21 protein-coding genes are annotated in these 22,711 nt (G+C 70.5%); 12 read left to right on the top strand and 9 right to left on the bottom strand.

Translation table 11 applies throughout. The features are described 5' to 3' along the window. Positions 1–2: 2 nt before the first annotated feature. The 9 genes from ACFT32_RS00620 (at position 3) to ACFT32_RS00580 (ending at position 8,867) form a co-directional block, all read left to right on the top strand. Complete coding sequence (locus ACFT32_RS00620) at positions 3–1,244, top strand: ABC transporter substrate-binding protein (protein ID WP_382484134.1); 1,242 nt, start codon at positions 3–5, stop codon at positions 1,242–1,244. A gap of 16 nt (positions 1,245–1,260) precedes the next feature. Beyond that, on the top strand, positions 1,261–1,974 hold the full coding sequence (locus tag ACFT32_RS00615; RefSeq protein WP_382484132.1) for an ABC transporter ATP-binding protein: 714 nt from the start codon (positions 1,261–1,263) through the stop codon (positions 1,972–1,974). 10 nt (positions 1,975–1,984) lie between these two features. After that, a complete protein-coding gene (locus ACFT32_RS00610) occupies positions 1,985–3,325 on the top strand; it encodes a hypothetical protein (RefSeq protein ID WP_382484129.1) in 1,341 nt (446 codons plus the stop codon). After that, on the top strand, positions 3,322–4,713 hold the full coding sequence (locus ACFT32_RS00605; RefSeq protein WP_382484127.1) for an acyl-CoA reductase: 1,392 nt from the start codon (positions 3,322–3,324) through the stop codon (positions 4,711–4,713). The genes ACFT32_RS00610 and ACFT32_RS00605 overlap by 4 nt, the downstream gene beginning before the upstream one ends. Positions 4,714–4,988: 275 nt before the next feature. Beyond that, the gene (locus tag ACFT32_RS00600; protein ID WP_382484124.1) at positions 4,989–5,390 is read left to right on the top strand and encodes a hypothetical protein; all 402 of its coding nucleotides are present in this window, start codon (positions 4,989–4,991) and stop codon (positions 5,388–5,390) included. Next, the gene (locus ACFT32_RS00595; protein WP_382484122.1) at positions 5,387–6,208 is read left to right on the top strand and encodes a hypothetical protein; all 822 of its coding nucleotides are present in this window, start codon (positions 5,387–5,389) and stop codon (positions 6,206–6,208) included. The genes ACFT32_RS00600 and ACFT32_RS00595 overlap by 4 nt, the downstream gene beginning before the upstream one ends. Positions 6,209–6,246: 38 nt before the next feature. Next, positions 6,247–6,768, top strand: a complete 522-nt coding sequence (locus ACFT32_RS00590) for a roadblock/LC7 domain-containing protein (RefSeq protein ID WP_382484121.1) — start codon at positions 6,247–6,249, stop codon at positions 6,766–6,768. A gap of 76 nt (positions 6,769–6,844) precedes the next feature. After that, complete coding sequence (locus ACFT32_RS00585) at positions 6,845–7,219, top strand: hypothetical protein (RefSeq protein ID WP_382484119.1); 375 nt, start codon at positions 6,845–6,847, stop codon at positions 7,217–7,219. Between the two features lie 97 nt (positions 7,220–7,316). Further along, a complete protein-coding gene (locus ACFT32_RS00580) occupies positions 7,317–8,867 on the top strand; it encodes an FAD-dependent monooxygenase (RefSeq protein ID WP_382484117.1) in 1,551 nt (516 codons plus the stop codon). A gap of 1 nt (position 8,868) precedes the next feature. On the opposite strand, the gene ACFT32_RS00575 is transcribed toward ACFT32_RS00580, so the two are convergent. From ACFT32_RS00575 to ACFT32_RS00550, 6 genes are all read right to left on the bottom strand, one after another. Then, positions 8,869–9,849: an alpha/beta fold hydrolase gene (locus ACFT32_RS00575; RefSeq protein ID WP_382484115.1), complete on the bottom strand. Its 981-nt coding sequence runs from the start codon at positions 9,847–9,849 to the stop codon at positions 8,869–8,871. A 102-nt stretch (positions 9,850–9,951) separates the two neighbouring features. Beyond that, a complete protein-coding gene (locus ACFT32_RS00570; protein ID WP_382484114.1) occupies positions 9,952–10,446 on the bottom strand; it encodes a lamin tail domain-containing protein in 495 nt (164 codons plus the stop codon). 148 nt (positions 10,447–10,594) lie between these two features. Then, positions 10,595–11,959 (bottom strand): FAD-dependent oxidoreductase, encoded by a 1,365-nt coding sequence (locus tag ACFT32_RS00565; protein WP_382484111.1) that lies wholly within the window; start codon positions 11,957–11,959, stop codon positions 10,595–10,597. A 128-nt stretch (positions 11,960–12,087) separates the two neighbouring features. Then, positions 12,088–14,718, bottom strand: coding sequence for a SpoIIE family protein phosphatase (locus tag ACFT32_RS00560; RefSeq protein WP_382484109.1), 2,631 nt, complete (start codon positions 14,716–14,718; stop codon positions 12,088–12,090). A 299-nt stretch (positions 14,719–15,017) separates the two neighbouring features. Further along, entirely contained in the window at positions 15,018–15,563 is a 546-nt protein-coding gene (locus tag ACFT32_RS00555) for a hypothetical protein (RefSeq protein WP_382484106.1), read from the bottom strand. A 28-nt stretch (positions 15,564–15,591) separates the two neighbouring features. After that, positions 15,592–15,972: an ATP-binding protein gene (locus tag ACFT32_RS00550; protein ID WP_382484104.1), complete on the bottom strand. Its 381-nt coding sequence runs from the start codon at positions 15,970–15,972 to the stop codon at positions 15,592–15,594. A gap of 151 nt (positions 15,973–16,123) precedes the next feature. Between ACFT32_RS00550 and ACFT32_RS00545 the strand changes: the two genes are divergently transcribed. Beyond that, positions 16,124–16,354 (top strand): DUF397 domain-containing protein, encoded by a 231-nt coding sequence (locus tag ACFT32_RS00545; protein WP_382484102.1) that lies wholly within the window; start codon positions 16,124–16,126, stop codon positions 16,352–16,354. Positions 16,355–16,410: 56 nt separating this feature from the next. After that, positions 16,411–17,325, top strand: coding sequence for a helix-turn-helix domain-containing protein (locus tag ACFT32_RS00540; protein ID WP_382484100.1), 915 nt, complete (start codon positions 16,411–16,413; stop codon positions 17,323–17,325). A 21-nt stretch (positions 17,326–17,346) separates the two neighbouring features. On the opposite strand, the gene ACFT32_RS00535 is transcribed toward ACFT32_RS00540, so the two are convergent. Both ACFT32_RS00535 and ACFT32_RS00530 read right to left on the bottom strand, forming a co-directional pair. Then, positions 17,347–18,174: an SAM-dependent methyltransferase gene (locus tag ACFT32_RS00535; RefSeq protein WP_382484098.1), complete on the bottom strand. Its 828-nt coding sequence runs from the start codon at positions 18,172–18,174 to the stop codon at positions 17,347–17,349. A 602-nt stretch (positions 18,175–18,776) separates the two neighbouring features. Further along, entirely contained in the window at positions 18,777–20,156 is a 1,380-nt protein-coding gene (locus ACFT32_RS00530) for a GH1 family beta-glucosidase (protein ID WP_382484096.1), read from the bottom strand. Positions 20,157–20,281: 125 nt separating this feature from the next. Between ACFT32_RS00530 and ACFT32_RS00525 the strand changes: the two genes are divergently transcribed. After that, on the top strand, positions 20,282–21,964 hold the full coding sequence (locus tag ACFT32_RS00525; protein WP_382484094.1) for a hypothetical protein: 1,683 nt from the start codon (positions 20,282–20,284) through the stop codon (positions 21,962–21,964). 30 nt (positions 21,965–21,994) lie between these two features. On the opposite strand, the gene ACFT32_RS00520 is transcribed toward ACFT32_RS00525, so the two are convergent. Next, complete coding sequence (locus ACFT32_RS00520) at positions 21,995–22,657, bottom strand: hypothetical protein (protein WP_382484092.1); 663 nt, start codon at positions 22,655–22,657, stop codon at positions 21,995–21,997. Between the last annotated feature and the right edge of the window lie 54 nt (positions 22,658–22,711).

Below are 22,711 nucleotides of genomic sequence, written 5' to 3'. Positions count from 1 at the left end.
CCATGAACGACTCACGCCGACGCAGAACTGCCGCAGCGAGCTGTCTCGCGGTGACCGGAGCCCTGCTTGCCGCGGGCTGCGGGGGAGAGGCCGCCGGCACCTCGAAGGAGACCTCCTCCCTGAAGGGCACGCCCGTCAAGGTGATGGTCTGGGCACCGGAGGACACCCAGGGCAGCGCCCAGCCCGGAGTCCGGCACACAGCCCAGGCCTACGAGAAGTGGATCAACGCCAACGGCGGCATCAAGGGCGGCCCGCTGGAGGTGCTCACCTGCAACGAGAAGAACGACCCCGACGAGGCAGAGAAGTGCGCCCAGCAGGCGGTCGCCGAGAAGGTGGTCGCGGTGGTGGGCTCGTACAGCCTCGCCGGTGACCGCTACATGCCCGTCCTGCAGAAGGCCGGCATCCCGTACATCGGAGGGACCGGCGTTTCGGCAGCGGAGTTCTCCAACCCGCTGTCCTTCCCCGTCAACGGCGGCACCCCGACGGTGTTCGCGGCACACGGGCAGCAACTGGTGGAGCAGGGCTGCAAGAAGATCTCCGGCGTACGGTACGACGTCGCCGCCGCCGCGATCGTCTCGAAGTTCCTCGCACTCGGCGTGACCGCCGCCGGAGGGGCTGCGCCCAAGGACCTCAAGGTGCCGGTCACCGCCACCGATCTCGCCCCGCAGGTCGCCGCCGCGACCAAGGGCAGCGACTGCGTGAGTGTCATCCTGGGCACGCACTCCGACCTTTTCGTCAAGGCGTACGTGCAGTCCGGCTCGAAGACCGAACTCGGCAGCGTCGTCGGCAACCTCACCCCGGAACTGGCCGAGACCACCGGCGGCGGTGGCAGCCCGCTGGAGGGAGCTTCGATCACCGGCTACTACCCGCCGACCTCCGACGCCGCCTGGAAGAACTTCGTCGAGGCCGCCGAGGGCGACAAGGAGATCGACACCAGCAACGGCGCCAACGGGACGACCTGGGTGGCCTTCAAGGTCTTCACCGCGGCTGCCCAGAAGCTGCCGACGATCACGGCCAAGGCCCTGGTCGAGGAGCTGAACACCACCTCGGGCATCGACACCGGCGGACTGACCCCGCCCCTGACCTGGAACAAGTCGACGGCCCTGCCGATCGAGGGGATGAACCGCATCCACAACACGACGGCCACCGAACTCACCATCCGCGACGGGAAGATCGAGTGGGCGAAGGAGGGGGCGACCTTCGTGGACGTCCGCAAGGTGCTGACGGCGAAGTCGGCCGGCTGACCGAAGGAGAACGTCCGTGCACGACACCGGACCACCCCTGATCGAAACCCGCGCCCTGTCCGCCGGATACGGTGGCCGGCCCGTCGTACGGGACCTCGCCATCGAGGTCCGCCCCGGCGAGGTCGTCGCCCTCCTCGGACCCAACGGCGCGGGCAAGACCACCACACTCAGGGCGCTCTCGGGCGCCCTGGCCCCGATCGACGGCGAGGTGCGCTGGCGGGGCGAGCCCGGACGCGCACCGCTGCACCGCCGCGCCCGCCAAGGCCTGGCGTACGTCGGTGAACGAGCGGTCTTCACCGGCCTCGACACCGCGGACAACCTGCGGGTCGGCCGGGTGGCGGCGCGGCAGGCACTCGAACTCTTCCCCGAGCTCGAAAAACGCCTCACGACCGGTGCCGGAATGCTGTCGGGCGGCGAGCAGCAGATGCTCTCGCTGGCCCGCGCGCTGTGCCGCGCCCCCAAGCTGCTCCTCGCGGACGAGCTGTCGCTCGGCCTCGCGCCGCTCGTCGTCGACCGCCTCCTGCGCGCGGTACGCGAGGCGGCGGACCGGGGCCTCGGGGCGCTGCTGGTCGAACAGCACGTCCGCAAGGTGCTGGACATCGCCGACCGCGTGTACGTCCTGCACCGCGGCCGCGTCACCCTCACCGGCACTCCGGAGGAACTGCGAGGACACCTGGACACGATCGAGTCGTCCTACCTCGCCCAAGAGACAACTTATGCAACCGATTGAGGTGAACGCCGTGCCCGGCGCACGTGAGCAGCTCCGATCCCTCGTCTTCTCCGGCACCTTCGACCAGCCCGCCACGGAACTGCGTGAGTTGCAGCTGGAGGCCGCGCGGGAGGCGTTCACGGCCCACCGCGAGCGCATCCCGCTGCTGCGCACCAGGGCGGAGGAGACCGGCGTACGTGAGATCACCGGTCTCGACGACCTCGTACCGCTGCTCTTCTCGCACACCAGCTACAAGTCGTACCCGGTCTCCCTCATCGACGCCGGCCGCTGGGACAGGCTCCTGCGCTGGTACACCACCGTCTCGGCGGTCGAACCGGACGATGTCGACATGGACGGCGTCCGCGACATCGACGAGTGGACCGAGCGCATCACCGCCGCAGGTCACCGCCCGTACATCACCAGCGGCACCTCCGGGAAGGTGTCCTTCCTCAACTGCGGCACGAGCGACCTGGGTTTCCTGCACGACATCCTGGAACAGCTCACCTGCTGGCCCGACCCGCTCCCGCCGAAGCCCACCCGGCGCGCCTATCTGCTCGCACCCGCGAGCGGCCCGATGCGCTCCATCGACGGCTTCCGGTGGCACGCGGAGGTCTTCGCCCGGCCCGGCGAGACCCGGCTGCTCACCGAGGACCCGATGCGGGTGTCCGAGCTGATGAGCAGCGCGCTGCTGCGCCGACGGATGGCGGAGGGCACCGCGACCCCGCAGGAGATCAGCTCCTTCGAAACCGCCTCCGGGGCACGCGAGCGGGAGCTGGGCGCGGCCGTGGACCGGATCGTCGACGACATCGCGGCCCACCGCGACGAGCCGCTGCTGATCGCCGGGATGAACAACCAGCAGTTCGCCCTGATCCAGGCCCTGCGCGCACGCGGCGTCCCGGACGGCGGCCTCCACCCGGACACCCTGGTGCTCAGCGGCGGCGGAAACAAGGGCCGTGTGCTGCCCGACGACTATCAGGCACAGTTCGCCGCCTTCTACGACGGGGTACGGCGGGTCCGCAGCTATGGCATGACAGAGCTTCAGGGCTCCTGCCTCGCCTGCGAGAAGGGCGACTACCATGTGCCGCCGTGGGTGCTCCCGCTGGTGCTGGACGAGCCCGGCGTGACCCTGCTGAACACCGAACACGGCGTCGTGGAAGGCCGGTTCGCCTTCCTGGACGTGTCCCTGGAAGGCCGCTGGGGCGGGCTGATCAGCGGCGACCGGGTCCTCGTGAACTTCTCCCCCTGTGACTGCGGCAGAGCGGGACCGACCGTCCTGCCCGACATCCGGCGGTACGGCGACCTCGGCGGCGACGACAAGATCACCTGCGCCGCGACGCTCGACTCTTATGTGCGGGGGATGATCCACGAATGACGCCCACGACCACGGCACCCGGCCCGGTGGCCGTCGCCCATGTGATCCGCGGCGAGGTCGACGCGGGCCCGCACACCACCCACGGCCGCGCGGGTGCCTCCTTCACCGCACCGGCCCTTGACCTGGACCGCCTCGTCTGGCCCCGCACCGAACCCGGCCCCGCCTTCGATGTGCCCGTGGCGGAGATCGTCGACCTGCTGGTGGAGACCGGCGAGGCACTCCAGGCCGACCGCGAGGGCCTGCTCGCCGAGGCCCTGGACCGGATGGTCCGGGTCAGCCCACTGCCCGCGGAGGTGCTCGAACGCGCCTACGCCGCACTCTGGCGCAGCTTCCAGCGCCCCGGCCTGTACGCCCAGATCGACCATGAACTCGGCGGTGCCGACGTGCTCGACGGCTGGCGCGAGGTGCGGCTGCCCGAGAACCGGACCGCGGCCATCCGCGCGTTCCCGCCCAGGCTGGTGCACATCATCGCCGGCAACGCACCCGGCGTCGCGGCGATGTCCGTCGTGCGCGGCGCCCTCACCAAGGGCGTCAATCTGCTGAAGCTGCCCTCGAACGACCTGTTCACCACGACCGCGATCCTGCGCACCATGGCCGCGGTGGCCCCCGGCCACCCGGTGGTCCGCTCGTTCTCGGCGGTGTACTGGCGCGGCGGCGACGAATCTGTGGAGGGCGTCCTCTTCCGCCCGCAGTTCTTCGACAAGCTGGTCGCCTGGGGCGGCGAGGCCACCATCCGCGGGGCGCTGAGATACGTCGGTCCGGGATTCGAGCTCGTCTCCTTCGACCCGAAGACCTCCATCTCGGTGATCGGTCGTGAGGCCTTCGCCTCGCCGGAGGCCCTGGCCCGGGCCGCCGACGCGGGCGCAGCCGATGCCACGTTCTTCAACCAGCAGGCCTGCGTGGCCAGCCGCTTCCAGTTCGTCGAGGGCACCCGGGACGACGCCGACCGCTACGCGGCTCTGCTGTGCGAACGCCTGGGCGTGTCAAGGGAGTTCAGCTCGGCGGCCGGTCCGCGGGTCACTACGGAACTCCGCGAGGAGATCGACGTGCTGCGTTCCCTGGCGCCCGAGTACCGGGTGTGGGGCGGCTACGACGGCCGGGGCCTGGTCATCCGCTCTCCCGAACCGGTGGACTTCCACCCCGACGGAAAGATCGTGGACGTCGTCCCGGTCGCCGATCTGTCCGACGCCGTCGCACACGCCGGCGTCGCCACCCAGACGGTCGGCGTGTACCCCGACTCCCGCAAGGCCGAACTGCGCGACGCCCTCGCCTGCGCCGGAGTCCAGCGCGTGGTCTCCCTCGGCAGAGCGGGCGGCATGCCGCCGGGCCTCTCCCACGACGGCTTCTACCCACTGCAACGCCTCATGCGCTGGGTGAACGACGAGTGATGCGGTCAACCAGGGCGGTTGGGCGAGCGACGAGGCTGCTCAAGCGCCCCGTCGACATGAGTCCGACTCGCTGAAGCCCAGGTCAAAACACCGATTGAGGGCCTCGGAGCGCGGCGGGGCGCCTCCTGCTCGCTTCGGATCGATCCCGTGCGCCCCCTTGCCCACTCCACTGCACATTCCTTTGGAAAATGCCAAAGCGTTCACCTGCACCGAGCACACACCGTAGTGTCGTGCTCACGTTCGCGGGAACGGCCGTGCAGGGGAGGGGATTCGGCGTGCCCGGAATTGACGAGAGTCTGCTGGAGGCCATGAGGTTGCCCGGCGCGCGAGGGGCATCGGTGGTCGACTGGATCAGCGGTCTCGCCCTGGGCGCGGTGGGTGACGCACCGGGCGGCGATCTGGAGGCGACGGCGGCCGAGACGGCCGAACTCGCCCGGCTCGCCACGGAGAGCGGCCTCCTCGCACCGGCCGGCGACGAGGGAGAGGTGTCCGACAAAGAACCACCCGTACAGGACTTGATCATCACGAACGCCGACTCGTACCACCTGCTCAGGTTCGTCAGCACGACGTTCGACAGCACCGTGTTCGTGCACTTATGGCTCGACCGCAGTGACGGCAACCTGGCCCTGGCCCGCATCCGGCTGGCCGAGATGGCGGACAGACTGGTGCTCGGATGACCACGCCGACCCGCGCCTCACGCACGGACCAACCGGCCTCGGCCCTGCTCGGCACCCTTGCCGCGCAGGGCGCGAGCGGCGCCCTGTCCACCGAGTCGGGCATCGTCTACCTGGCCTCGGGACACGTCGTCCATGTCGAATCCGCCGTCACACCCGACCTCGGCGACCTGCTCACCCACAGCGGTGCGCTCGCCCCGGACGGCTGGTGGGCCGCGATCGACCAGGCCGGCCGCCGCTGCGGGGTCGGCCGGCAACTGGTCGACAGCGGCCACCTCGCCGCCGGCGCGCTGGAACTGTGTCACCTGGGCGCCCTGTTCGACGCGGCGTACTTCGTCCTCGCCCACGACGGACCGGCACTCCGCTTCCGCCCCGGAGTCGCGCACTGGCTCGGCGCGGTCCGCTCCGTACCGGTGGACGCCGTCCTGCGCGAGTCGAGCCGCCGCCGCGAACTGCTGCACCGCATATGGCCCGAACCCTGTGTCGACCGCGCCCCGCTCGCCCGGGTGCCCGACGCGGATCCCTCGGACCTGCCGGCCCGCCGCAGCCGCACCCTCGCCCAGGTCGACGGCGTCCGCACCGCGGTCCAGATAGCCACGGCCCTCGCCTTCCGCACCTTCCACACCCTCGTCGAACTCCGCCGCCTGGCCGCCGCCGGCATGGTCGTCCCCGTAGCCACGGCCCCCGTCCCCGCTCCAAGCCCAGCCCAAGCCCCAGCCCCCGCGTCCGCCGAGCCGGGCCCCGCCCCTCGTTCCGTGGTACAGGACGAGCCCGACACCGCACTGCTGCGACGGCTTCTGCACGCCTTGGAGGCACTGTGATCCGCGCGCGAAGACAGCGTGCCGAAAGGAGAATGCTCATGGCCGTCGAGACCGACGTCCTGGACGAACTGCGTCGGCTCCGCACCCGCATACCCCGGCTTACGGGCTCCCTCGCGGCCACCGTCGACGGACTCGTCCTCGCCCACGACGTGCCGGAGGCCGAGCCTGAGGGACTCGCGGCGCTCACCGCCGCCGCCCTGGGCGTCGCATACCGCCTGACCGACGCCGCCGGCCGCGGCGACTTCCGCGAACTGCTGGTGCGCGGCTCCCGTGGCTACGTCGCGACCTACGCGGCCGGAACCACCGCCGTCCTCACCCTCCTCGCCGAGGACCGCGTCAACGTCGGCCGCCTCCACCTGGAAGGCCGACGCAGCGGCGCCCGGATCGCGGACCTGGTGGCCACGCGCGTCGGGCCGGGCACCGGCCGCCACGCCGACCGGCCCCCGCCCGCCGAACACCTCGCCGCAGCGCCCCCGGCCACGGCCCGCCCCATTGGCACCCTCCCGGTCCGCACACCGCAGCGGCCCACCCACCAGCCACGCCCGCACACCGGCATCTGAGCCGTTCGAACCACCCGAACCAGCTGAATCTCACGACGACCCACCGAAGCAAGACGGAACGAAAGGAACCGAGCGCATGGCCAACACCGAGACCGCGCTGAAGGAATGTCTGAGCTCCATCGAGGGAGCCACGGCCGCAGCCCTCGTCGACTACACCAGCGGCATGGCCCTCGGCACCCTCGGCGGTACCAAGGACTTCAACCTGGAAATCGCCGCAGCCGGCAACACCGACGTCGTACGAGCCAAGCTGCGCACCATGGAGCACCTGGGACTGAAGGAGGACATCGAGGACATCCTGATCACCCTCAACACCCAGTACCACCTCATCCGCCTGATCAAGGGGCGCGGAGGCAGCGGGCTGTTCCTCTACCTCGTGCTCGACGGGAGCCGGGCCAACCTGGCGATGGCCCGCCACCAGCTCCGCCGTATCGAAGCCGACCTGGAGGTCTGAGCCAGCACCACCCTGAACCGGCACCACGGGAGCCCTCCGGACGCAACACGGGTCGGAGGGCCCCGGCCCGTGGTCGGCCGCGACTACCGTTGAGGTCATGACGGCACCCCTGGACGTGCTGGTGGTGGGCGCGGGCCCGACCGGACTCGCGCTCGCGACACAACTGCGCGCGTACGACATCCCGTTCCGGCTCGTGGACCGCTCACTGGACCGTGCCCGGGAGTCACGCGCGCCGGCCCTCCAGCCCCGGACCCTGGAAATGCTGGCCGGATTCGGGGTGACGGACGACTTGGTCGACCGGGGCAGTACGGCGGTCCGGCTCCACCTGCATCTGCCCCGACGGGAGCTGCGGGTGCCGGTGTTCGACGTCGGCTGCGAGGACACTCCGTACCCCTACCTGCTCTTCCTCCCGCAGTCGGAGACCGAAGCCGTCCTGACGGCCCGGCTGGCCGCCCGGGACGTGACCGTCGAACGAGGCACGGAACTGGTGAGCACCGAGCGGGAGGGCGGGTACGTCAGCTGCCGACTCCGGTGCCCGGACGGCAGCCAGGAGACCGTGCGGGCCCGCTACGTCGTCGGCTGCGACGGGGCCCACAGCACCGTGCGCACCCAGGCGGGCATCGCCTTCGAGGGGCACGCCTATCCGCAGACGTTCTTCCTCGCCGACCTCGAGGTCGAAGGGCTGGAGCCGGGTGCCGCGCACACGTACCTGACCGCGGCCGGGATGCTGTTCTTCTTCCCGCTCGGCACGCCGGCCACCTGGCGGATGATCGCGATGCGCCCGCCGGGTTCCCGCGGGGGCGAGGTGACACTGGACCTCCTCCAGCGGCTCGCCGACGACTGGACCACCGTCGGCACCGACCACACCGGGCACAACCACCAACGGCTGATCCTGCGCGATCCGGTCTGGATGACCGCCTTCCGCATCCACAACCGCGGCGCCACCCGCTACCGCAACGGCCCGTTCTTCCTCGCCGGGGACGCGGCGCACATCCACAGCCCGGCCGGGGGACAGGGCATGAACACCGGCATCCAGGACGCGCTCAACCTGGGCTGGAAGCTCGCTCACGTCTGCCGGGGCGCGGCGCCCGAGGAACTGCTGGAGACGTACGAGGCGGAGCGGGCCCCGGTCGGCCACGGCGTGCGCCGGCTCACCGACCGCGCGTTCACCGTCGGCACGAGCGGCAGCCCGGTCCTCCGGTTCGCCCGCACCCAGCTCGCCCCGCGCCTGGCCCCGCTGTTGCTGCGCACGACCCGCCCCCGCGCACGACTCTTCCGCACGGTCTCCGAACTCGGCATCCACTACCGCCGCGGACCTGTCTCCACCAGCGGACCGCACCGACCGCGACAGGGCCCGCGGGCGGGAGACCGGCTCCCCGATGTCCCGCCCGGACTCCACGAGCGCACCGCCGCGCGGGGCTATCACCTCCTGCTCACCGGCCCTGCCCACCTCTGGCCACCGGATGTGCGGGAGCGCGGACGCCACGACCTGCTCAGCGTGCACCACCTCGGCTCGGACAGCCCTTGGCCGGACGTCGCCCACGCCCTCGTACGCCCGGACGGCTATGTGGGATACGTGGCGCGCGGCAACGACCTGACCGGTCTGCGCGCCTACCTCGAGCGCTGGCTGCCGGGCCTGGTCCTCTAGGTCAGCGAAGACCGGCGAGCCACTCGATCAGGAGCCGATTGGTCTCGTCCGGCCGTTCCTGCTGAAGGAAGTGACCGCAGCCGTCCAGGATGTGAGAAGCCGTCAGGCCGGGCAGAGTCGTCGGGTACGCCTCGATCGCGTCGGCCAGCCAGGTCGTGGACGCGTCCAGCCCGCCGCCGATGAACAGGGACGGCTGAGTGACCGGAGCGCCGGCGAGGCCGGCCAGGTCCTCCCAGTCCCGGTCCATGTTCCGGTAGCGGTTCAGGGCGCCGGTCATCCCCGTACGTTCGAACTCCCCGGCGTACACGTCGAGGTCGGCCTCGTCCAGCCAGTGCGGAAGCCGGCCGACGGGGAAGCGGTCGCGCAGCCTTCCGCCGCGGCCGACGAAGTGCGGGTCGGGGGCGCCGGGTCCGGGCATCGTGTCGGCGGACAGGGCGGCGTAGAAGCCGGCGAGCCAGCCGCGTACGTCCGGCTCGATCTCGGCCTCGGCCCGGCCGGCTTCCTGGAAGTAGGAGACGTAGAACTCCTCGTCGCCGCCCATCCGGGCGAAGATCTCGCCGGGCCTCGGGCCGCCGGGCGGGGTGTAGGGCACGCTCAGGAGTCCCACGGCGCGGAACACCTCGGGCCGGAGCAGCGCGGACGTCGCGGCGATGCCCGCACCCCAGTCGTGTCCGATGACCACTGCGGACCGCTCGCCCAGTGCCCGCACCACGGCGACGTTGTCCTCCACCAGCTCCCGCATCCGGTACGACTCCACCGTCGCGGGCCGGGACGAGCGCCCGTAGCCGCGGACGTCGACGGCCACCGCGCGATAGCCGGCGGCGGCCAGCGCCGGCAGCTGATGGCGCCACGTGTACCAGGACTCGGGGAACCCGTGCAGCAGCAGAACCAGAGGTCCGTCTCCCTGCTCCACGAGGTGTGTGCGACCGGCCGGTGAAGGCACCAGACGGTGGGCCGGGCCGATGGCGGACGTCTGCGGCATGAATCCTCCCTGGATGCTCGGACCCTCCGATCATGCTGCGCCCGGCGGGAAGGACGTGAGGCCTGTTGCCGGAACGGCAACAGGCCTCACGTTCATGCCATCTCAGCCGTGGTACGTGATGTACCCGTTGCCGTCCTTGTCGTAGCCGCTCTTGGTGTACGAGTGCACGTCGGCGCGGCTGCCGGACGGCTTGTACACGTAGATCGTGTCCTTGTCGTTGTTCCACATGAAGTTGCAGTTGTCGCGGTAGACGACGTTCTTCGTGTCGGAGTCGGACCCGTTGCCGCCGCGCAGCTTCACGTAGTCACCGGGCTGAAGCGTGTGACTGGCGGTGAAGGTGAACTTGTTGCCCGCGGCGTCCTTGACGACGTACCCCTTGAGATTCACGGTCGTCGACCGCGAGTAGTTCTCGATCGTCAGGTACTCCTCGTCGGTGTTTCCCGTCGAGCAGCGGTTCGAGTCGCGTCCCGGAGCGTCGTACTGGATACCGCGGATCTTCAGTGCGGAGTCGTACTCGGCGGCCTGGGCCGGAACCGCCGTCAGGGCGGTCAGGGCTCCGGCGACGGCAGCCGTGGTGGCGACAAGGCGTATGTGCATGGACGTTCGTCCCCCCTTGCAAGACCTTCTTGTGAAGGCCGCGTGATGATTCGGTGAAGCATCCGGATCGTACACGCTTCAAGCACGCATAAGGGCGGGTCCGGTGACATTGCCACCGGACCCGCCCCACAGGCCTACAGGACGGGCGTCAGGCGCCGCTCGCCCGCAGCATGTCCTCGCGCTCGACGAGCTTCACGCGCTCGCGGCCTTCCGGCTCGCCCAGCGCCTTCTCCGCGGCGTCCAGCTTGTACCAGCCCTCCCAGGTGGTGAAGCGGACGTTCCGCTCGGCGAGGAACGCGTCCACGGCCTCGGGAGCGGGAGTGGCGGGCGTCTGCAGCCGGCCGTTCGCGTAGTCGTCCAGCAGGTTGGACACCGTCTCGTTGGCGTCGCCCTTGGTGTGTCCGATGAGGCCCACGGGGCCGCGCCGGATCCAACCGGTGACGTATGCGGACTGGAGGTGCTCGCCGGACTCCTGCATGACCCGGCCGCCCTCGTCGGGGACGGTGCCGGAGTCGATGTCCCAGGGCAGCTTGGGGAGTTTGTCGGACAGGTAGCCCACGGCACGGTAGACCGCGCCGATGTCCCAGGTGTTGAAGGTGCCGGTGCCCTTGACGTTGCCCGTGCCGTCCAGCTCCGTGCGCTCGGTGCGCAGGCCGACGACCTTGCCGTCCTCGCCGAGGACCTCGACCGGCGACTCGAAGAAGTGCAGGAAGAGTTTGTGCGGCCGGTCGCCGGCGTCGCGGATCGCCCAGTTCTCCAGGGTCTTGGCGACCATGTCGGCCTGCTTGTTGCCGCGCCGGGTGGCGATCGAGCCCTCGTCGTAGTCGATGTCCTCGGGGTCGACGATGACCTCGATGTTGGGGGAGTGGTCCAGCTCCCGCAGCTCCATCGGGCTGAACTTCGCCTGCGCCGGGCCCCGGCGGCCGAACACGTGGATCTCCTTGGCCCGGTTGGCCTTCAGACCCTCGTAGACGTTGGCCGGGATCTCCGTCGGCAGCAGCTCGTCAGCCGTCTTGGCCAGGACGCGCGCGATGTCGAGGGCGACGTTGCCGACGCCGAGCACGGCGACCTTCTCCGCCTCCAGCGGCCAGGTGCGCGGCACGTCGGGGTGGCCGTCGTACCAGGACACGAAGTCCGCGGCGCCGTACGAGCCGTCGAGCTCGATGCCGGGCAGGGGCAGCGCCCGGTCGGCCGTCGCGCCGGTGGCGAAGATCACACCGTCGTAGAACGCGCGCAGGTCGTCCAGGCTGATGTCGGAGGGGTAGTCCACGTTGCCGAAGAGCCGGATCTGCGGTTTGTCGAGGACCTGGTGCAGGGCCGTGATGATGCCTTTGATCCGCGGGTGATCGGGCGCCACGCCGTAGCGGATCAGTCCGAACGGCGCCGGCATGCGCTCGAAGATGTCGATGGACACACCGGGGTCGGCGGCCACCTCGGACTTGAGCAGGGCGTCGGCGGCGTAGATCCCGGCGGGGCCGGATCCGACGATGGCTACCCGCAGGGGGCGGGGCATGGTCAGGTTCCCTTCGAGCGGCGACAAGCGATCTCGTCGGGAAGCCTAAACTAAGGCAAGCCTAAGTCGGTACGCGGGTCCGGTCTATGAGCTCATAAGGCAATTTTATGAGCACCCCCCATGGCTGCTTATGGCAGCGGTTGCTCCGCCCAGATCACCTTTCCGGCGGGCAGATAACGCGTCCCCCAGCGTTCCGCGAGCTGGGCGACGAGGAACAGGCCCCGCCCGCCCTCGTCCGTCATCGTCGCGTACCGCAGATGCGGCGAGGTGCTGCTGCTGTCGAAGACCTCGCAGATCAGGTTGCGGTCGCGCAGCACCCGTACATGGATGGGACCGTCGCCGTACCGGAGCGCGTTGGTGACCAGCTCGCTCAGGATGAGCTCGGTGGTGAACGACAACTCGTCCAGCCCCCACTCGGTCAGCTGCCGGGTGACCGCGGCCCGCACCTCGCCCACGGCCGCCGGGTCGGCCGGCACCGGCCACTCGGCGACCTGGTCGGCGGCGAGCGCCCGGGTGCGCGCGACGATCAGGGCGATGTCGTCGCTGGACCGGGCCGTGAGCTGCGAGTCCAGCACGACCCGGCAGGTGTCCTCCGGGGACTGACCGGCCCGGCCCAGTGCCTCGCGCAGCATCTCCAGGCCGACGTCTATGTCCCGCTCCCGGTCCTCGACCAGCCCGTCGGTGTAGAGCACGAGCCGGCTGCCCTCGGCCAGCTCCAGCTCCGCCGTCTCGAACGGCAGACCGCCGAGCCCGAGCGGGGGACCGGCGGGCACCTCCGGGAACTCGACACTGCCGTCGGGGTGGACCAGCGCCGGCGGGGGATGCCCGGCCCGCGCGACGGTGCAGCGCCGGGAGACCGGGTCGTAGACGGCGTACAGGCAGGTCGCGCCGGTGACCGGGGCGCTGCCGTCCTCCTCGGTCTCGTCCTGGTCGATACGGCCCACCAACTCGTCCAGCAGGGCGATGAGTTCGTCCGGGGGGAGGTCGAGGGCGGAGAAATTGTGCACGGCGGTACGCAGTCGCCCCATCGTGGCCGCGGCGTACAGCCCGTGACCGACGACGTCCCCGACCACGAGTGCGACCCGGGCCCCCGACAGCGGCAGTACGTCGAACCAGTCGCCGCCCACCCCGGCCTGCGCCGGCAGATAGCGGTAGGCGATCTCCAGCGCCCCCTGCTCGGGCAGGTTCCGGGGGAGCAGGCTCCGCTGGAGCGTCACGGCCATGCTGTGCTCGCGGGTGTAGCGGCGCGCGTTGTCGATCGAGACGGCGGCCCGCGCGACCAGCTCCTCCGCCAGGACCAGCTCGTCCGCGTCGAAGGGCTCGGGCTTCTCGAAGCGCCAGAAACTCACCACGCCCAGCACCAGGGTGCCGGCCCGCAGCGGCACGGTGATCAGGGAGTGGATGCCGTACTCCACGATGTGCGCGGAGCGCTCGAGGTCCTGAGCCTGCCAGCCGGGGGCCTCACCGAGCCGGGGTTCCAGGACGGCCCGCCCGGTGTCGAGGCTGTGGCCCTGCGGAGAGGACGCGACGAACCTGATCCGCTCGCCGACGGGGTAGAGCGGAGCGTCCTTGCGGATCCCGCTCATCGCCGTACGGCTCAGCGCGGCGGCCGCGTTCGGCTGCCCGCCGCCCAGCACCGCGTCGAACAGGTCCACGGTGACGAAGTCGGCGAACCGGGGCACGGCCAGCTCGGTCAGCTCTTCGGCGGTACGGGTCACGTCCAGGCTCGTCCCGATGCCCACCCCGGCGTCGTACAGCATGTTGAGCCGTTCCCGCGCGGTCTCGGCCCGGCCGGACAGGGCACGCAGCTCCGTCGAGTCGCGCAGTGTGGCGACGCTGCCGGGCGGGCCGCCCGCACTCTCCGTCGTGCGCTGGTTGACGGCCAGGAGCCGGTCCCCGACGAGGTGCACCTCGTCCGTGGCGACGCGCCCGGAGGCCAGCAGGTCGGCGGTGCCGGGGTCGAGCCCCAGGCCGAGGATGTGCCGGCCCTCGGCGTCGGCGGGCAGTCCGAGCAGACGGTGCGCCTCGTCGTTGGCGAGCAGCAGGGTGCCCGAGCCGTCGAGGATCAGCACGCCCTCGCGGACGGCGTGCAGCACGGCGTCGTGGTGTTCGTACATCCGGGTCATCTCGTGCGGCCCGAGCCCGTGGGTCTGGCGCAGCAGCCGCCGGCTCACCAGCGCGGCGCCCGCCGTCGCCAGGGCCAGGGCGACCGCGGCGGCGGCCAGCACGAGCGGCAGCTGACGGTCGGCGGTGCCGCCGACGTTCTCGGTCGTGATGCCGGCCGACACCAGGCCCACGACCCGCCCGTCCGGGGACTTCACCGGCACCACGGCCTGTACGAGGTGGCCGATCGTGCCCTCGACCTCCTCGGTCACCGACTTCCCCGCCAGAGCGGGCGCGATCGTGCCGACGAACTTCTTCCCGATGCGGTCCGGCTTGGGATGGGTGTAGCGGATGCCGTCGGTGTTCATGACGACGACGAAGTCGACCTTCGACTGCTCGCGGGCGGCCTCGGCACGCGGCTGGAGCACAGCGGTGGGATCCGGGCTCTCCAGCGCCTCGACCGTGCCCGGCGCGTTGGCGAAGGTCTCCGCCACGGCGAGCGAACGGTTACGGGCCTCCTGAGTCGTGTCGTGCCGCACCTGCAGCACCAGCGCCACCACCGCGGCCACCACCAGCAGCAGCACGATCACCACGACGAGAAGGAACACCTGTCCGGCGACGCTGCGTCCGCCCACGACCGACCGCAGCCCCGCCATCGGATGCCACCGCGACGGACCCGCCTCCCGCCGCTGCCGTGCGGACGGCGCAGCGCCGGGCCGCAGGGGCGATCGAGTCCCGGATCGACCCAAGAGTCGGACCATGTGCCATGTCTACACTGCCCGGCCCCGTCAGGCGAGGGGCATCACCCATGGTGACAGGGGGCCCTCACGGTTTCGTCACGTCTCCCGGCGCCTGCCATGAGCACCCGGGAGCCGTCTCCGGCCGGGCACGCACACTCACTTTGGCCCGATCGGAAACCTTCCGCAAAATCTCGGCGGCCCCAGGGTCCCGGATCTCAGGTTCCCAGGGAGCGCGCGAGTTCGTTCGTGGCCCGGGCGATCTCGGTGTCCTCGTCGTCCATCAGCCGGCCCAGCTCGCCGCGCCGGGCACGCACCGCCTGGCGCGCCGCACGCTCCCACACCACCGGGTTCTCCCGATGGTTCAGCAGCTTGGGATAGACGGCGGCGGTGCTTTCCCACTGCCGGGCGTCGGCGATGTTCTTGAGCAGCTGGATGATCTGGGCGCGGCAGGACACCTGCGGCAGCTTCGCCAGCTCCCAAAGGAACGGAACCGTGGCGGCGGTGGCCTGCTCCACGACGAAGCCGAACTGGCAGATCCGTTTCCGCAGGTCGTCGAGTGCGGAGCGGGCGGTGTCGGGGTCGCCCCAGGCGATGCCGTTGAGCAGGAGGGGAATGGCGGCCGCCGAACCGGTGGAGTCCTGGATGTCGCCCCACGGCACGCGGTCCATGGCCGTGAGCGGGGTGGCCCGGGCCACCCCGGCCGGGATGTCGGGGCGCTGTGGGCGCTCGCTGCTCGGGTGTTCCGTCGAAGCGCTGCGCATGGCGAGGGGCCTTTCCGCGGCAGTCGTGTCAGATGGGTGGACAGGTCGACGACCTGGCCCGGACCGTCTTGCCCGCCGGGGGACAGGGGATCCAGCCCCGTTCCTCGGACAGGGCATCGACGATGCACAGGCCTCGGCCGTGCTCCTCGGGAGCGGAGCCGTCGGCGGGCGTGTGCACGGGCGGACGGTCGTCGGGGTCGGAGACGGTGACCGGCAGGTGGGTGGGATCCAGGCGGAGTCCGAGCCGGACCGGCCTCGTCACCGGCATCGGGATGGTCCCGTACGGCGTCGCCTCGTACGGCGTCAGCGTGTGCGGGCCGGGCGGGAGACCGTGGCTCGTGCCGGGTGCGCTCGCGTATGCCGCGGCGCCACTCGGCGGCCGGAGCACGTGCTGCGCAGGTGATGACACGGCATCTCCCCGATGCGACGTCAGGACGCGGCGCCAGCACAGGGGTTGACGCCGCGGCTATTATCCACGCTGACGGCGCTCGCGTGCAATTGCACGAGAAATTGCGTGAAAATCAAGCCGTTATGGGTACGCAAGCCAGAAGGAGACCGCGGTGCCACCAGTGCAGAACGGAGTGCGGGCGAGCATGCTGGACGCCCGCTGGATCAAGAGCCGGCACAGCAACGCCGAGGGCAACTGCGTCGAAGTCGCCCCCCTCGTCGACGGAGGGATCGCGATGCGCAACTCCCGTGATCCCGACGGACCCGCGCTCGTCTACACGGCGGCGGAGGTGGCTGCGTTCCTGGCCGGTGCCAAGGACGGCGAGTTCGACCACCTGCTCTGAAGGGGGCGGGTGCGATAGGCTAAATCGCCCTTGTGTCCGGTCTGCTGGGAGTCAGGATGTCCGCCGCGTCGCCTCGCGTCTCCCGTCTGGAACCCTACCTGGACAGGCCGGAGCCGGCGCCGACTCTGCTGAAGATGCTGGTCGGTGTGCAGCTGGCCGGCTTCCGTGAGGACGCCGGGCTCGCCCAGGACCAGGCGGCGCGCGCTGTCGGGTTCAGTCCCGCGAAGCTGTCCCGCATCGAGTCGGGCAAGGGCCGCCGCCCGCCGACGGAGAACGACGTCCGTGCGCTGCTGGGGCTGTACAACACCGACGACTACGAGGTGTCGGTGCTGCTCAAGCTGCTGCAGCGGGCCGGAGAGCCGGGCTGGTGGCAGCGGTACGACAAGCGGCTGATGCCCGAGTGGTTCGACCGGCTGGTCGGACTCCAGGAGGCCGCCGCCACCATCCGTACCTTCGAGATCCAGTATGTGCCGGGCCTGTTGCAGACACCCGCCTACACCAGGGCCGTGGTCGAGCGCGGCCTGCCCAACGCCCCGGCCGGCGAGGTGCGGCGGCGCGTCGAACTCCGCGAACAGCGGGCCCGGTTGCTGTCGCGGCCCGAGGCCCCGCAGCTCTGGGCGATCATCGACGAGTCCGTGCTGCTGCGCGTCCTGGGCAGCACCGATGTGATGCGGGAACAGCTCGCGCACCTCGTCGAGATGGCCGGGTGCCCCAATGTGACCCTGCAGATCGTGCCGCTGAGCGTCACGAACGCCTCGGCGCCGGCCATCCCGGTCACGTATCTGCGCTTCGGCGGCCTCGACCTTCCCGACGTGGTCTACCTGGAGCACATCAGGAGCGCGAACTTCCTCGAGGACCGCGACGAGACGGAGGAGTACCGGATCGCGCTGGACCGGCTCGCGGACGAGGCGCTCAAGCCCCGTGACTCTTTGGAACTGCTGCGTCAGACCATGGAGCAGCGCTACCCCTGACGCGCGGGTGCCTCGGTCCCGCTACTTCTCCAGGGGGATCCGTCCCACGCCGCCGAACTCGATCCATTCGTGGGTCAGCTGACGCGGCGCCACCTCGGTGTCCGGACGCCACGTGGACACCTCCACGAGGCCCGGCTCGAGGATCTCCAGCTCCTCGAAGTACGCCTCGACGTCCTTCGGCTCACGCACCCGGCCCCAGTGGCCCTGGGTCGCCTGGTCCATGAAGTTCGTGACGAAGTCGCGGACTTCGGCATCCTCGCTGACCAGCTGGCACATCACCAGGAAACTGCCGGGCGCGAGCCGCTCCCGGACGCGGCGGGCCACCGCGAGCGGCCCGTCGGTGTCGCTGTCCGGGATGCAGTGGAACACCGAGTTGAAGAGCACGCACACCGGCTCGGAGAGGTCGATCAGCCGCTTGGTGTCGGGGTGGTCGAAGATCAGGTCGGTCTCGCGCATGTCCGCGTGGATCACGGTGGTGCGCTCGTCCTGTTCCAGCAGCGCACGGCCGTGGACCAGCACCATCGGGTCGTTGTCGACGTACACCACGTGGGTCGTGGGGTCGATGCGCTGGGCGACCTGGTGCACGTTGTCCTGCGTCGGCAGGCCTGAGCCGTGGTCCAGGTACTGCCGGATGCCGTACTTCTCGGACAGGGTCCGCACGACGCGCTGGAGGAAACGCCGGTTGTTGAGGGCGAGGCGGCGTGTGCTGGGCACGACCTTGTCGAGTTCCTCGCACGCGGCGCGGTCCGCCGCGTAGTTGTCCTTGCCGCCCAGGTAGTGGTCGTACATGCGTGCTGCCGTCGGCACGGTCGCGTCGATCTCGGTGGACAACTGCTTCTCGGAGTGCATCGTTCCCCCCTGCAAGGCGCCGCGCCAACGGACTGGCTGGACAGGAAGTACATCCTAGGGAGCGGGAGTTGGGCGGTGCCAGCCTCTCGCCGCAGGTGCCCCCGATCGAACGACAAGATGATTTCCCGCGATTCCACCGCGTGACCGCTGTGTAACCCTTGCGGACTCTGTGTCACCAGTAGACAGCCCCTGTTCAAGACCGGCGCGGCACGCGTCACCCTCGTTGCCCGCCGGGCGAGCGACACCGTTCCGACCACGAGTTCCACCACGTCGCCCTCGACGCCGCCCGCTGGTCCCGCGAGCACGCCGCCCGCCTCGCGGACGCGGGCCACGACCACGGCCTGTCCGGCCCGCGCGCCAAACCCTCACTCCGCGTCCTCACCGCACTGCGGATGAACGACCTGCGCGACCCGCATCTGGCGGCCACGCGGAACTCCCTGCACCGGGAGATGCTCGCCCAGGCGGCGCGGGCCACCCGGGACGAGCGGTTCCTGGGGCTGGTCACCGGCTGCCGTCCGCGGACCCTCCGGCAGCTCCGCTGGACCGACACCATGATCAGACAGCCGGCCCCTCAGGCCCTGACCAGCGTCCGACCCGGGCCGTCACCGCCGCTGTGCGGCGATCATGGCCCGGTACCAGTGGTAGCTGTCCTTCGGCGTCCGCCGCTGCGTGGCGTAGTCGACGCGGACGATGCCGAAGCGCTTGTCGTAGCCGAAGGCCCACTCGAAGTTGTCGAGGAGGGACCACACGTAGTAGCCGCGGACATCCACGCCTGCGTCCATCGCGGCCCGCAGCGCGGTGAGATGGTCGCGCAGGTAGGCGACCCGGTCGCTGTCGTGGACGGCCCCGTCGGCGCTCACCTCGTCGTTCTCCGCCGAGCCGTTCTCGGTGATGTGGAGGGGCGGCAGGGTGTCGCCGTAGCGCTCCTTGAGCCCGATCAGCAGTTCCGTGAAGGTGCCGGGTGCGACGGGCCAGCCCATGGCGGTGTGGCGCACCCCGGGCAGCCGTACCTCTTCGTAGCGGTTGTCGGTCGCCACGCGCAGCGCCGGGTCGCTCTCGCGGTACGGGGCGCCGGCGACGACGATCGGCCGGTAGTAGTTGACGCCGATGAAGTCCAGCGGCTGGGAGATCAGCTCCAGGTCGCCGTCCCGCCGGAAGTCCTGGCCGGTGATCAACTCGCCCCAGGTCTCCTCCTCGGCGGCCGGGTAGCGGCCCGCCAGGATCGGCTCGGTCCACACCAGGTTGTGCAGGGTGTCGGCGCGGGTCACGGCCGACCGGTCGGCGGGGGAGCCGGTGGCGGGGAGGTTGCGGTCGAGGTTGAGGGTGATGCCCGCCTCGCGCACTCCGGCCGCTCGCAACGCCCGTACCGCCAGGCCGTGCCCGACCAGCAGGTGATGGGCCGCGGCCAGCGCACCCCGGCCCTCGCGGGCGCCCGGGGCGTGCCGGCCGACGGAGTAGCCGAGGAAGGCACTGCACCACGGTTCGTTGAGGGTGATCCAGCGCGGCACCCGGTCGCCCAGATGCGCGGCGACGACGGCCGCGTACTCGCTGAACCGCTCGGCGGTGTCCCGTACCCGCCAGCCACCGCGGTCCTCAAGGGCCTGCGGCAGATCCCAGTGATAGAGCGTGGCCGCGGGCTCGATGCCGGCCGCGAGCAGTTCGTCGACCAGCCGCGAGTAGAAGTCCAGCCCTTTGGGATTCACCGGCCCGGACCCGTCGGGGACGATGCGCGGCCAGGCGATCGAGAACCGGTAGGAGTCCACGCCCAGCTCACGCAGCAGTGCCACGTCCTGCGGGTACCGGTGGTAGTGATCACAGGCGACATCGCCGCTGTCCCCGTTCGCCACCAGGCCGGGGGTGTGGCAGTAGGTGTCCCAGATCGACGGCCCGCGGCCGTCCTCCTGCGCCGCGCCCTCGATCTGGTACGAGGCGGTGGCCGCCCCGAACACGAATCCGGGCGGAAAACTCGGGAAGTCAGTCATGTGCACAACGATGCCCGTTCGACTTCTCGAACCAGGGAGCTAATACTCAGAATTGGTCGAAGATCCGGGAGGCTGTCCGTGGCCGCTATTCTCACCGGGTCGGGCCGATTCTCCAGGAGATGACCATGGACGATTACTACGACCTCGGCACCTACGGCCGTCCCGTTACCACGTCCTCTTCCGCTGCCCAGCTCTGGTTCGATCGCGGACTGCTGTGGACGTACGCCTTCCACCACGAGGAAGCCGTCGCCTGCTTCGAAAAGGCCGCCGAGGCCGACCCGGAGTGCGCGATGGCGTATTGGGGCATCGCCTACGCGCTCGGTCCGAATTACAACAAGCCCTGGGAATTCTTCGACGACGACGAGTTGGTGCGAACGGTCGACCGCACCCACACAGCCGTCGAACAGGCCCACGACAAGGCCGTCAAGGCCACCCCGGTCGAACAGGCCCTGATCGGCGCGCTGCGCGCCCGCTATCCGCAGGCGGAAGCCGTCGAGGACTGCTCGGTCTGGAACGAGCCCTACGCGGACGCGATGCGTGCGGTGTACGAACTGGCACCCCACGACCCGGACATCGCCACCCTCCACGCCGATGCCCTGATGAACCTCACCCCGTGGCAACTGTGGGACCTGAGGACCGGGCAGCCCGCCGAGGGCGCCAAGACCGTGGAGGCCAAGGCCGTACTGGACGGCGCCCTCGCCACCGAAGCCGGCGTGGGCCATCCGGGGGTGCTGCACCTGTACATCCACCTGATGGAGATGTCCCCGACTCCGGAGCAGGCCCTCACCGTCGCCGACCGCCTGCGCGGCATCGTGCCCGACGCCGGGCACCTGCACCACATGCCCTCGCACCTCGACGTCCTGTGCGGCGACTACCGCCGGGTCGTCGCGGCGAACAGCGAGGCGATCGCCGTCGACGAGAAGTACCACCGGCGCGCCGGCGCGATGAACTTCTACACCCTCTACCGGGCGCACAACTACCACTTCAAGATCTACGGGGCGATGTTCCTCGGCCAGGCCCAGGTCGCCCTCGACACCGCAGCCCAGCTGGAAGCGGCCATCCCCGAAGACCTGCTCCGGGTGCCGAGCCCTCCGATGGCCGACTGGCTCGAAGGCTTCCTGGCCATGCGCGTCCACGTGCTGATCCGCTTCGGCCGCTGGACCGACATCCTCGCCCTGCCCGCCCCCGCCGACCCCGGGCTCTACGCGGTGACCACCGCCATGCGGCACTACGCCCGCGGCGTCGCCCTCTCTGCCACCGGCGAAACCGAATCCGCGGAGGCTGAGCGCGAGCTCTTCCGCGCGGCGGTGAGCCGGGTGCCCGAGACGCGGATGCTGTTCAACAACACCTGCCACGACATCCTCGCCATCGCGTCGGCCATGCTCGACGGAGAGCTCGAATACCGCAGGGGCAACCACGACCTCGCCTTCGCCGCCCTGGAGCGCTCCATCGAACTGGACGACAGCCTCCCCTACGACGAGCCGTGGGGCTGGATGCAGCCCACCCGCCACGCCTACGGCGCACTGCTGCTGGAGCAGGGCCGCGTGGCGGAGGCCGAGGCCGTCTACCGCGCGGACCTCGGCCTCGACGCCACCCTGCCCCGCGCCCAACAGCACCCCGGCAACGTCTGGTCCCTGCACGGCTTCCACGAATGCCTGCTCCGGACGGGCAAGACCGGCGAGGCCGCCCTCGTCGCCCAGCAGCTGAAGATGGCGACCGCGCTGGCCGACGTCCCCGTCGAGGCGTCCTGCTTCTGCCGCCTGGACACCGCACCGGGCCCTCAGACGGACGACGACTGCTGCCACTGACCCGCGGTCCGATGGGGTACTGACCACCGGTCAGTGGCGGCACTGATCGTGGTGTGCGGCGCGCCAGGTCTCGCAGTTGTAGGTGGTGATGGTGACGTCCCTGGCCGGCAGATAGAGGGGGCGCTGATTCTTGTAGTCGTAGAGGACCACCGTGTTCGGGCCGTGCCCGATGTAGAGCAGCCGGTCGGACTCGACGCTGGTCAGGTCGAGCCGTTTCTTGCCGTCGTCGACCGTGAGCCGAATATCCGCGGGATATGCGCGGACGGACAGGAGGGTGACAGGGCCGATGTGGAGTGGCTCGACCCATTTGCCGCCCTTGACGTTGTCGGCCATTTCGTCGGCCACGTAGGAGACGAGGGCTCCCACCAGGAGGATGCCCAGGGCGCAGCAGGCGAGCATGGCCCGAGCACGGTGCTCACGGCGCCACAGGAAAGCCCGCACCCGATCAGTGCGGTGACGAAGGCCGGCCCATCCCCATCGGCGCGCCATCAGCAGTCCGGCCGCGACGGCGGCGAAGAGAGCGGCCGATGTGACGATGCTCAGTGCCGCGAGACCTGCGGAGCCGCTCAACTGCGTCGAGTATTCGATTCCCACGTCGCCGGGGGCCATTCCCAGTTCACGGTAGAACTGGTCGTACTCCACGGTCAGCAGTCCGAACAGCACGGCGCTCGCGACGGCAAGGGCAGGTAACACGGACTTCTCGATCCATGTCTTCCACTCCGGAGGTTCTGAGGCCAGTGCCGAGGC

The organism is Streptomyces sp. NPDC057002 (assembly GCF_042673825.1).
GTDB lineage: Bacteria > Actinomycetota > Actinomycetes > Streptomycetales > Streptomycetaceae > Streptomyces.
Note: the sequence above shows the minus strand (reverse complement) of the source record. Positions and strands in the feature narration are given on the sequence as shown.